We start from the raw sequence: 11,303 nt of genomic DNA, 5'->3' as shown, positions 1-11,303 counted from the left end.
CGCCAGCGTTGCGTATGGCGATCTGCTGTTCCTCTCCGGGCAGACGCCAAAAAGCAATGAAGACGATATCGTTTTACAAACCCGTGAAGTACTGGAGAAGATCGACGCGCTGCTGGCCACAGCCGGGAGCGATAAGCAGCACATTCTCTCCGCGCAGATCTGGTTGAAAAATATCGAGCGTGACTTTGCCGCATTCAATGAGGTGTGGGTGCAATGGATGCCGGAAGGCTATAGCCCGGCGCGAGCGGCCGTGCAGGCGGAGATGGCGCGACCAGAAATCCTGGTGGAGATCATGCTCACCGCCGTCAAAGCGTAAAGATTGTCAGAAAAGAAAAAGGCCGCAATGCGGCCTTTTTAATTAGTTCAGATTATTTGTCTTTCGGCGACGCGTTTTCGACACGGCTTTTCAGCTTCTGACCGGGTCTGAAGGTCACCACGCGCCGGGCTGTAATGGGAATATCCTCCCCCGTCTTCGGGTTACGTCCCGGGCGTTGGTTTTTATCCCGCAAATCGAAGTTGCCGAACCCGGAGAGTTTGACCTGTTCTCCGTTTTCCAGAGCACGACGGATCTCTTCGAAAAACAACTCGACCAGTTCTTTGGCATCCCGCTTGCTAAGCCCAAGCTTATCAAACAGATATTCTGACATTTCAGCTTTTGTAAGCGCCATAGGTTCAATCCCTCAATGATGCCTGGAATCGCTCTTTTAATGCCTCTACACATCTGGCAACGGTAGCGGCAATCTCCTCTTCTTCGAGTGTACGGCTGGTATCCTGCAGGATCAGGCTAATCGCAAGGCTCTTATACCCTTCCGCCACACCCTTACCACGGTACACGTCAAATAAGTTTACGCCAACTACCTGATTTACGCCAACTTTCTTACATTCGGCTAAAACATCGGCGGCAGCCACGTTTTCCGCGACCAGCACCGCGATGTCGCGACGGTTCGCCGGGAAGCGGGAAATATCGCGCGCCTGAGGCACCACGCGGTCTGCGAGCTTGTTCCACTCCAGTTCGAACACCAGAGTGCGACCGTTCAGATCCAGTTTACGTTCCAGCTCAGGATGAACAACCCCAATGAAACCAATGCGTTCACCTTTAAGATAAATCGCTGCGGATTGTCCCGGATGCAGCGCGGTGGTCGCTTCAGCACGGAATTCGATATCCGCTAATTTTCCGGTTAAATCCAGAACGGCTTCCAGATCGCCTTTCAGATCATAGAAATCGACCGTCTCTTTCGCCAGTGTCCAGTGCTCTTCGTAGCGGTTGCCGCAGATCGCCCCGGCCAGCATCACATCCTGACGAATGCCCAGCGGCGCATTGGTGTCCGGCACAAAGCGCAGGCCGCTCTCAAAGATGCGCACCCGGCTCTGCTGACGGTTCTGGTTGTAGACCACGGTGCCCAGCAGGCCGGTCCACAGCGACAGGCGCATCGCCGACATTTCGCTGGAGATCGGGCTTGGCAGGATAAGCGCCTCTTCCCCGGCGTGGATCAGCTGCTGGACTTTCGGGTCGACGAAGCTGTAGGTGATCACTTCCTGATAGCCTTTGTCGTTCAGCAGCGTTTTCACGCGCTTCAGCGACAGGTCCGCTTCGCGGTGGGTTCCCATGATCAGACCCGCCTGCACCGGCTCGTCAGGAATGTTGTTGTAGCCGTAAACGCGAGCCACTTCTTCAACCAGATCTTCTTCGATCTCCATGTCGAAACGCCAGCTCGGCGCAACCGCCTGCCATTCGCCCTCGCCAACCGTCACTTCGCAGCCGAGGCGCTGCAGAATGTCGGTGACCTGCGCGTCAGCGATATGGTGGCCAATCAGGCGATCCAGCTTGCTGCGACGCAGCGTAATGGTGGCGCGTGTTGGTAGATTCTCTTTGCTGGTAACGTCAATGACCGGGCCGGCTTCACCGCCGCAGAGGTCGATCAGCAGACGGGTTGCACGCTCCAGCGCTTTATACTGCAGGGCCGGATCGACGCCGCGCTCATAGCGGTGAGAGGCATCGGTGTGCAGGCCATGACGGCGCGCGCGGCCGGTAATGGACAGCGGGCTGAAGAACGCGCATTCCAGCAGCACGTTCTGGGTTTCGTCGTTAACGCCGGAGTGTTCCCCGCCGAAGATCCCCCCCATCGCCAGCGCTTTGTTATGGTCTGCAATGACCAGCGTGTCGCTGTCGAGCTTTGCTTCAGAGCCATCGAGCAGGACCAGGGTTTCCCCTTCTTTCGCCATGCGCACCACGATCCCGCCTTCAATACGGTCGCGGTCAAAGGCGTGCATCGGCTGGCCCAGCTCAAGCAGCACATAGTTGGTCACGTCAACCACCGCGTCGATGGAGCGGATCCCGCAGCGGCGCAGCTTCTCTTTCATCCACAGCGGCGTCGGCGCTTTGACGTTGATACCTTTCACCACGCGCCCCAGATAGCGCGGGCAAGCCTGCGGCGCGTCAACCTGAATCGGCAGCACGTCGTCAATCGTCGCGGCAACCGGCGTGATTTCCGGCGCGTTCAGCGGCGCTTTGTTCAGGACAGCGACATCGCGCGCCACACCGATGATGCCCAGGCAATCGGCGCGGTTTGGCGTGACGCTGATTTCGATGGTGTTATCGTCAAGCTTGAGGTATTCGCGAATATCGGTGCCGATGGGCGCATCTGCCGGCAGCTCGATGATACCGCTATGGTCGTCGGAAATACCCAGCTCGGAGAAGGAGCACAGCATCCCCTCAGACGGCTCGCCGCGCAGCTTCGCGGCCTTGATTTTGAAATCGCCCGGCAGCACGGCGCCGATGGTGGCTACCGCGACCTTTAGCCCCTGACGGCAGTTTGGCGCGCCGCAGACGATGTCCAGCAGGCGTTCGCCGCCGACGTTGACTTTGGTGACGCGCAGTTTGTCGGCGTTCGGGTGCTGACCGCACTCCACCACTTCCCCGACTACGACGCCGTTGAAGCTGCCGGCGACCGGCTCAACGCCATCTACTTCGAGGCCCGCCATGGTGATCTGATCGGAAAGCGCTTCGCTGTCGATCGCCGGGTTAACCCATTCGCGTAACCACAGTTCACTGAATTTCATTGTTCTGTCCTGCCCTTATTTAAACTGTTTGAGGAAACGCAGATCGTTTTCGAAGAACGCGCGCAGATCGGTGACGCCATAGCGCAGCATGGTCAGACGCTCCATGCCCATGCCGAAGGCGAAGCCGGAGTAGACTTCCGGATCGATACCCACGTTACGCAGCACGTTCGGGTGCACCATCCCGCAGCCCAGCACTTCCAGCCATTTGCCGTTTTTACCCATTACGTCAACTTCCGCAGACGGTTCGGTGAACGGGAAGTAGGACGGACGGAAGCGGACCTGCAGATCTTCTTCAAAGAAGTTGTTCAGGAAGTCGTGCAGCGTCCCTTTCAGGTTGGTGAAGCTGATATTTTTATCAACGATCAGACCTTCCATCTGATGGAACATCGGGGTGTGGGTCTGATCGTAGTCGTTACGATAGACGCGGCCCGGCGCGATAATACGGATAGGCGGCTGCTGGTTTTCCATGGTGCGGATCTGCACGCCGGAGGTCTGCGTACGCAGCAGGCGAGTGGCATCGAACCAGAAAGTGTCGTGGTCAGCGCGCGCCGGATGGTGACCCGGAATATTCAGCGCATCGAAGTTGTGGTAATCGTCTTCGATTTCCGGGCCCGTCGCCACGGTAAAGCCGAGCTCACCGAAGAAACTTTCAATACGGTCGATGGTGCGAGTAACCGGATGCAGGCCGCCGTTTTCAATGCGGCGACCCGGCAGCGAGACGTCAATGGTCTCTGCGGCCAGACGCGCATTGAGCGCTGCGCCTTCCAGTTCAGCTTTACGCGCGTTCAGCGCCTGCTGCACCTGCTCTTTCGCCTCGTTGATGACCGCACCGGCTGCCGGACGCTCTTCCGGCGGCAGCTCACGCAGGGTGGTCATTTGCAGGGTCAGATGCCCTTTTTTACCCAGGTATTCCACGCGGACGTTGTCCAGCGCAGCAACATCTGATGCCTCGTTAATGGCTGCCTTGGCACTGGCAACCAGCTCTGCGAGATGTGACATGGTTTTCCTCATTATGTCGGTGCAGACACCGGTTATAGTGAAATTAATATTCCGAATCCATATACGAAAAAAGCCTCCACAGGGGAGGCTTTCTGGCGCTGTTTTCCGTTTCTTCTTTCACGCGCAAGCCCCCTGAGTTCAGGTGCTAAAGTAAAAAAAGAAGCGGAAAATAGCAGCATTCATGCTTGCATTACCTTGTCTGGTAAGAAACGTCAGAGCTGTATTGAAAAGCCTGCGCCGATAAAAGTCAATGTATTGATGGTGTTGAAACGAAAAGAGGGAGACAAGCTCCCTCTTTCAACTGGCTTATGCCAGAGCTGCTTTCGCTTTTTCGACCAGAGCGGTGAACGCTACTTTGTCGAATACAGCGATGTCAGCCAGGATCTTACGGTCGATTTCAACAGAGGCTTTTTTCAGGCCATTGATAAATTTGCTGTAAGAAATACCGTTCTGACGTGCTGCTGCGTTGATACGTGCAATCCACAGTTGACGGAACTGACGTTTACGTTGACGACGGTCACGGTAAGCGTACTGACCAGCTTTGATAACAGCCTGGAAGGCAACGCGGTATACGCGAGAACGCGCACCGTAGTAGCCTTTAGCTTGTTTCAAAATTTTCTTGTGACGTGCACGTGCAATTACACCACGTTTTACGCGAGCCATGTGTGCTCTCCTGTATCTATTCTAAGTTAAAAAAGTTAAACGTTAACGACTTATGCGTACGGCAGGCACGCGATAACCAGGCCCAGATCGCCTTTGGAAACCATGGCTTTCGGACGCAGGTGACGTTTACGCTTGGTAGCTTTTTTAGTCAGAATGTGACGCAGGTTAGCGTGCTTGTGCTTAAAACCACCTTTACCGGTTTTTTTGAAGCGCTTAGCAGCACCGCGTACGGTCTTAATTTTTGGCATTTTAATAACTTCCACTTCGCATTGTTAATAAACGAAACAAAGGCGAACAAAACCAGTGAGCCGAAGCCCACCGGAAATGTTTCTTGATGGCCTTACTGTTTCTTCTTAGGAGCGAGCACCATGATCATCTGGCGGCCTTCGATCTTCGTTGGGAAGGATTCGACTACTGCCAGTTCAACCAGATCGTCTTTCACGCGGTTAAGCACTTCCATACCGATCTGCTGGTGGGCCATCTCACGACCGCGGAAACGCAGCGTGATCTTGGCCTTATCGCCATCTTCGAGAAAGCGAATCAGGCTGCGGAGTTTTACCTGATAGTCACCTTCATCAGTACCAGGGCGGAATTTAATTTCCTTAACCTGGATAACTTTCTGCTTCTTCTTCTGTTCCTTAGAAGACTTACTCTTTTCATAAAGGAACTTGCCGTAGTCCATGATACGACAAACTGGCGGCTCGGCGTTAGGGCTGATTTCAACTAAATCTACTCCAGCCTCTTCAGCCTTTTCGATAGCTTCTCTCAGACTCACAATTCCCAGCTGCTCACCTTCCAGACCTGTTAAGCGAACTTCCTGGGCGCGAATCTCGCCATTAATACGATTCGGACGTGCCGTTTGAACTCGTTTTCCGCCTTTAATACCTTATTCCTCCAGTTGTTGAAGACTGCGGCTGCGAATCTCTTGTTGCAGCTTCTCGATCACTTCATTTACGTCCATGCTGCCGAGGTCTTTCCCGCGACGGGTGCGCACGGCCACTTTGCCGGCTTCGACTTCTTTGTCGCCACAGACCAACATATACGGGACACGACGTAAAGTGTGCTCGCGGATTTTAAAGCCAATCTTCTCATTTCTCAAGTCTGCTTTTACACGAATGCCCGCATTTTGTAGTTTACGCGTCAATTCGTTAACGTATTCAGCCTGAGAATCGGTAATATTCATGACCACTACCTGCACTGGTGCAATCCAGGTTGGGAAGAAGCCTGCGAACTCTTCGGTCAGGATGCCAATGAAGCGCTCCAGAGAACCGAGAATCGCACGGTGAATCATGACCGGCACCTGACGCTCGTTGTTTTCGCCCACATAGGAGGCGCTTAAACGCTGCGGCAGAGAGAAGTCCAGCTGTACGGTACCGCACTGCCATGCACGATCGAGGCAGTCATACAGGGTAAATTCAATTTTCGGGCCGTAGAACGCCCCTTCACCCAGTTGATATTCAAATGGGATGTTATTTTCTTCCAGCGCCACCGCCAGATCCGCTTCCGCGCGATCCCAGGTCTCGTCGCTACCGATACGTTTTTCCGGGCGAGTCGACAGTTTGACGACGATCTTCTCGAAGCCAAAGGTGCTATACATATCGTAGACCATACGAATACAGGCGTTCACTTCATCGCGAACCTGATCTTCAGTACAGAAGATATGCGCATCATCCTGGGTAAAGCCGCGAACGCGCATCAGACCATGCAGCGCGCCAGACGGTTCGTTACGGTGGCAGCTACCGAATTCCGCCATACGCAGCGGCAGGTCGCGGTAGGATTTCAGCCCCTGGTTGAAGATCTGCACGTGACCCGGGCAGTTCATCGGCTTGATACAGTATTCACGGTTCTCAGAAGAGGTGGTGAACATCGCATCTTTGTAGTTGTCCCAGTGGCCGGTTTTTTCCCACAGCACACGGTCCATCATGAACGGACCTTTTACTTCCTGATACTGGTACTCTTTCAGTTTAGAACGAACAAACGTTTCCAGTTCACGGAAGATGGTCCAGCCGTCATTGTGCCAGAACACCATCCCCGGCGCCTCTTCCTGCATGTGATACAGGTCGAGCTGCTTACCGATTTTACGGTGGTCACGCTTGGCGGCTTCTTCCAGACGCTGCAGGTAGGCATTCAGCGCTTTTTTATCTGCCCACGCGGTGCCGTAGATACGCTGCAACATTTTATTGTTGCTGTCGCCGCGCCAGTAGGCTCCGGCGGTTTTCATCAGCTTAAAGTGATGGCAGAAGCGCATGTTCGGTACGTGCGGACCGCGGCACATATCGATATATTCTTCATGATGATACAGGCCAGGCTTGTCATCATGGGCAATGTTTTCATCAAGAATAGAAACTTTATAGCTTTCGCCGCGTTTCACGAAGGTTTCACGCGCTTCATGCCAGCTCACTTTCTTCTTGATAACGTCGTAGTTTTTCTCGGCGAGCTCATGCATACGTTTTTCGAGCGCGTCGATATCTTCCTGGGTCAGGGTGTGGTCGAGGTCTACGTCATAGTAGAAACCATTATCGACAACCGGACCGATAGCCATTTTGGTGTTGGGCCACAGCTGTTTGATGGCATGGCCTAACAGGTGCGCGCAGGAGTGACGAATGATCTCCAGCCCTTCTTCATCTTTCGCGGTGATGATAGAGAGAGTGGAATCGGATTCGATCGGGTCACAGGCGTCTACCAGTTCACCGTTTACCCGCCCGGCAATGGTGGCTTTCGCCAGGCCTGGACCGATATCCAGCGCGACATCCATCGGACTAACTGCGTGGTCAAAATGGCGTTGGCTGCCATCAGGAAGCGTAATTACAGGCATTTTATGTCCTTATTTGCAGTGGTGCCCCGCACGAAAGAGCACATACAAAACTATATAATCATAATTATCATCAGGTTAAGGCGCAGTTCCCGCTTCACTCTGCGAAAATAGGAGCACGACCGGAACGATCGCTCCCCCCTGCAGCCGCCTGCTGATAACACCGGGGAGTAGTTTACACATCATTGGTACGTGATTAAAGCCGCAACAGCATAAATGATGGCGGAATGCGGAGAAAACAAGAGGGCCACGGATAAAAAGCAGAATATAAGCGATGTGGCGCGGTAATATTGGCCAATGGCGCCGGACGATATTATTCGGACATGATAAAAGAGACGTGGAGATATTGCCTGCTGAATGTATACCGCGGGCCATTAAACCGGTACCACTTAACCCGGCTTATTAGACCGCTCGCGAAACGATAGCCTGCAATATTAAGACCACTCGCCGGCCACCAGCGTATGCACATTAAAGGCGTCGTTCATGGATTTTCCGGTGGTAGGGGCGCCGGGCGCAATATTCGAACCAGCCTCAACGTCAGAGGCTTTGGCGATACCTACCTGGGTATGATCCTGATGACCCGATGGCGGAACGGGCGTGGCGGCTGATGCGCCAAAAGAAAGCACGCACAGCGCCAGGGCTGCGATGGTATAACGATTGTTTTTCATGATGTTAATTCTCTTATTACGGAAAACAGACCGGGCAATGTCGCCCTCCGGTCAGTGGTTGTTAGTATAGATCCAGATCACATATTTGTCCGTCGAATATTTAGCTATTTGTGTCAAATAGAATGAATATTTGTCAGGCGCTCGTGAATAATGGAGAAAAAATGGAGGGCTATTTCCTTTTTACAAAAAGTAAAACGAACGGCCAGAAAAAATAATATCACTAATTGCTAAAACCAAAACGAACAGGCCGGGGAAAACCCGGCCTGAAATATTACATCTTATACCCGAGGGAGAGCGAGGTCCGGCGATCGGTATGCTCCGGCGCGGACGCAGGCGGCTCAGAGTTCCAGGTCACGTTGTAGGCGACCTTCAGGGCGAAATGGGCGTTAATCGCCACGTTTAACGCGCTCTCTGAGTTGACCGTGGTGTCCTCGGCGCCGAACACCGATACCCCTTGCGAAAATTTGGCGTTATCGGTCATCTGCCAGGCCCAGGTACCCGAAGCATAACCCAGCGGCTGGGTATCAGTATCCCCGTCGGTATATTCGTCATAGCGAACGCCAGGACCGAATTCAAACCGCAGACTGTGCACCGGCCCGTTGAGGATCTGACGACCATAGCCCGCCGTCACAACATCGCGCTGTTGATAGCCGTTGTAGCGGTCAGTTAGCCAGCTACCCTGACCAAAGACATAGTTCATATCGGTCAGGTTGTAGCGGCTACGTCCGCCGACAGCATATTTTTCTGAGGATCGCTCATCATTGGACGATGTGTTGCTGGCGTTGCCCCACAGCGACCAGGCGGTGGTATTACCATACCAGGTCAGGGTGGAATCCGCCGTCATCGAAGAGCTCTTGGTGTTGCCGGACTGCGCCAGGTAGCCTGCGTTAACCACCCCTTCGAACGGTTTTTTGGCAGCGGAAGGGTCATCCATGACGGTAAATACAGAATCATCGGCCATTGCGCCAACAGACGCAAAAAGCCCCCCCGCCAGCATAACCGCTGCGGGTACTGTCTTTAAAAGCTTCATTATAACTCTCTAAAATACATTTTTTTAGGACAGTACAAATGATGAACAGGCATAATCTCGCCGGCTCATTGAATTTAGCGTCCGTACAACATAAAAGAGACCTGAGGGTCCCGGAAACTTTCGCGAGGATCGCGGAGTGCAGGTCCTAAGAAAGGTAGCAAATTATAAAAAAGCACGAATAACATAGCAATCACTTACTCTTTCGTTTTTTGAATAAGACAGCTCCGGAAACAATCTTTATTTCATAATGAAAATAGAGGCATCTTTGCAAAACTGTCAGGAACTGGACTTTCCCTCCCCGAGTCATCGTGCCATGCTTAAATTAACGACAGTCGCCGTATTAAGGAGGAGAAGGAATGACCAAAATTTACACGCTCACGCTGGCCCCCTCGCTGGATAGCGCCACGCAAACCCCACAGATCTACCCGGAAGGCAAACTTCGCTGCAGCGCGCCGGTATTTGAACCTGGCGGCGGCGGGATCAATGTGGCCCGCGCCGTGACCTTTCTCGGCGGCAAAGCCACCGCCATTTTCCCGGTCGGTGGCGCTACCGGCGAGCATCTTGCAGCCCTGCTGGCCGATGAGCAGGTGCCGGTCGAGACCGTCGAAACCCGCGACTGGACGCGGCAAAACCTGCACGTCCACGTGGCCGCCAGCGGCGAACAGTATCGCTTCGTTATGCCCGGCGCGGCACTGACGGACGATGAATTCCGCCGTCTGGAAGAGAAGGTTCTGACTATCGAACCCGGCTCTCTGCTGGTGGTCAGCGGCAGCCTGCCGCCAGGTATTAGCGTCGATAATCTGATGCAACTGGTGAAAAATGCGCAACAGCAGGGACTGCGCTGCATCATTGACAGTTCCGGCGATGCGCTGGCCGCCGCGCTGGACGTCGGCAATATTGAGCTGGTGAAACCGAACCAGAAAGAGCTTAGCGCCCTCGTGCAGCGCGATCTCAGCCAACCCGATGACGTGCGCCTTGCCGCTCAGTCGTTGATCCAGTCCGGTAAAGTGCGCCGGGTGGTGGTCTCCCTGGGTCCGCAGGGGGCGTTAGGCGTGGACGCCAGCGGCAGCGTTCAGGTTGTGCCGCCACCGATGAAAAGCCAGAGCACCGTCGGGGCTGGCGACAGCATGGTGGGCGCCATGACCTTGCGTCTGGCGGAAAACGCCAGCCTTGAAGACATGGTTCGCTTTGGCGTCGCCGCCGGTAGCGCCGCGACCATCAACCAGGGCACCCGCCTCTGCTCGCGGGCCAATACGCAAAAAATCTATGATTATCTCTGCGGGCGTTGATCTTCCCGGCCCCCTCCGCGCAGGCGGAGGGGAATCACAATATAAGCAGGATGGTCTATGCTGGAAAGGCCATGCATAACAACGGGGTGTAGAGATGAGCAATGAGATTACCGCCTGGGTCGTCAGCGTGACCTTCCATGAACAGGCGCTGACGGAGATCAATGAGGTAAGCAACCATTTTACCCGTGCCGGGTTTGTACTGACGCTCAATGATGAAGAGGGCACGCCCCATGAGCTGGGTACCAACACCTTCGGCCTGCTGAGCGGCCAGACGGCCGAGGAAGTTAAGGCCCTCAGCGCTGGCCTGGCGGAAGCGGCCCTTGGCCGCCCGGCGGAAATCGCTGTGGCCACATTCGCCGAGTGGTTAAAAGCTCAATAAGTGCGTTTAGCGCAACGGAAAGCGTCAGTTGTGCGTCAGTTCCAGGTTTACCCGGTAGTAATGCGCTAACCTTATGATATGGTGGAAAACATGGGGAGAGACAGCATGTGGCAAGCAATCAGTACTCTTTTACGCGATTGGCATACCGAAGACGCTGAAATCGAACTGAAAACCGAGCTGCCCGGTGGAGAGATCCATTCCGCCTGGCATTTACGCTTCGGCGGGAAAGATTACTTCGTGAAATGCGACGAACGGGAACTTCTGCCTATCTTCACCGCCGAGTCCGATCAGCTGGAGCTGCTGTCGCGAAGCAAAACCGTTCGCGTACCGCAGGTCTTTGCCGTCGGCAGCGATCGCGACTATAGCTTCGTGGTCATGGAGTACCTCCCTCCCCGTCCGCTGG

General features: G+C 54.3%; 14 protein-coding genes and 1 other annotated feature. Of the genes, 4 read left to right on the top strand and 10 right to left on the bottom strand.

The window, feature by feature from the left end; translation table 11 throughout:
- Positions 1-316, top strand: a 316-nt coding sequence (locus KHQ28_RS01235; RefSeq protein WP_211777556.1) for a RidA family protein, incomplete at its 5' end; no start/stop codon positions are given.
- A 52-nt stretch (positions 317-368) separates the two neighbouring features.
- Here the strand turns inward: KHQ28_RS01235 and ihfA are convergent.
- From ihfA to KHQ28_RS01185, 10 genes are all read right to left on the bottom strand, one after another.
- Positions 369-668: an integration host factor subunit alpha gene (gene ihfA, locus KHQ28_RS01230; RefSeq protein ID WP_002909098.1), complete on the bottom strand. Its 300-nt coding sequence runs from the start codon at positions 666-668 to the stop codon at positions 369-371.
- Positions 669-672: 4 nt separating this feature from the next.
- Complete coding sequence (gene pheT, locus KHQ28_RS01225; RefSeq protein ID WP_002909101.1) at positions 673-3,060, bottom strand: phenylalanine--tRNA ligase subunit beta; 2,388 nt, start codon at positions 3,058-3,060, stop codon at positions 673-675.
- 15 nt (positions 3,061-3,075) lie between these two features.
- Positions 3,076-4,059 (bottom strand): phenylalanine--tRNA ligase subunit alpha, encoded by a 984-nt coding sequence (gene pheS / locus KHQ28_RS01220; RefSeq protein WP_002909105.1) that lies wholly within the window; start codon positions 4,057-4,059, stop codon positions 3,076-3,078.
- Between the two features lie 63 nt (positions 4,060-4,122).
- Positions 4,123-4,247: a sequence feature (Phe leader region), on the bottom strand.
- The gene (gene pheM / locus KHQ28_RS01215; RefSeq protein WP_001386830.1) at positions 4,198-4,242 is read right to left on the bottom strand and encodes a pheST operon leader peptide PheM; all 45 of its coding nucleotides are present in this window, start codon (positions 4,240-4,242) and stop codon (positions 4,198-4,200) included. Its footprint overlaps the feature before it by 45 nt.
- A 118-nt stretch (positions 4,248-4,365) precedes the next feature.
- Complete coding sequence (rplT, locus tag KHQ28_RS01210) at positions 4,366-4,722, bottom strand: 50S ribosomal protein L20 (RefSeq protein ID WP_000124850.1); 357 nt, start codon at positions 4,720-4,722, stop codon at positions 4,366-4,368.
- A 50-nt stretch (positions 4,723-4,772) separates the two neighbouring features.
- A complete protein-coding gene (gene rpmI / locus KHQ28_RS01205) occupies positions 4,773-4,970 on the bottom strand; it encodes a 50S ribosomal protein L35 (RefSeq protein ID WP_001124225.1) in 198 nt (65 codons plus the stop codon).
- A gap of 92 nt (positions 4,971-5,062) precedes the next feature.
- Positions 5,063-5,605, bottom strand: a complete 543-nt coding sequence (gene infC, locus KHQ28_RS01200; protein ID WP_004189469.1) for a translation initiation factor IF-3 — start codon at positions 5,603-5,605, stop codon at positions 5,063-5,065.
- Between the two features lie 3 nt (positions 5,606-5,608).
- Positions 5,609-7,537, bottom strand: coding sequence for a threonine--tRNA ligase (gene thrS / locus KHQ28_RS01195; RefSeq protein WP_002910026.1), 1,929 nt, complete (start codon positions 7,535-7,537; stop codon positions 5,609-5,611).
- Positions 7,538-7,968: 431 nt separating this feature from the next.
- Positions 7,969-8,202, bottom strand: a complete 234-nt coding sequence (locus tag KHQ28_RS01190) for a hypothetical protein (protein WP_002910028.1) — start codon at positions 8,200-8,202, stop codon at positions 7,969-7,971.
- A 271-nt stretch (positions 8,203-8,473) separates the two neighbouring features.
- Entirely contained in the window at positions 8,474-9,232 is a 759-nt protein-coding gene (locus tag KHQ28_RS01185; protein ID WP_002910030.1) for a YdiY family protein, read from the bottom strand.
- Between the two features lie 356 nt (positions 9,233-9,588).
- On the opposite strand from KHQ28_RS01185, the gene pfkB reads away from it, so the two are divergent.
- From pfkB to KHQ28_RS01170, 3 genes are all read left to right on the top strand, one after another.
- Complete coding sequence (gene pfkB, locus KHQ28_RS01180; protein ID WP_004145382.1) at positions 9,589-10,521, top strand: 6-phosphofructokinase II; 933 nt, start codon at positions 9,589-9,591, stop codon at positions 10,519-10,521.
- Between the two features lie 94 nt (positions 10,522-10,615).
- Positions 10,616-10,900 carry a type V toxin-antitoxin system endoribonuclease antitoxin GhoS gene (gene ghoS, locus KHQ28_RS01175; protein WP_002910033.1) on the top strand — a complete coding sequence of 95 codons (285 nt, stop codon included), beginning with the start codon at positions 10,616-10,618 and terminating at the stop codon, positions 10,898-10,900.
- Between the two features lie 105 nt (positions 10,901-11,005).
- Positions 11,006-11,303 (top strand): fructosamine kinase family protein (locus KHQ28_RS01170; RefSeq protein ID WP_211777555.1); only part of this gene is annotated, 298 nt, incomplete at its 3' end.

The organism is Klebsiella sp. 28 (genome assembly GCF_018223905.1).
Taxonomy (GTDB): domain Bacteria; phylum Pseudomonadota; class Gammaproteobacteria; order Enterobacterales; family Enterobacteriaceae; genus Klebsiella; species Klebsiella pneumoniae.
Note: the sequence above shows the minus strand (reverse complement) of the source record. Positions and strands in the feature narration are given on the sequence as shown.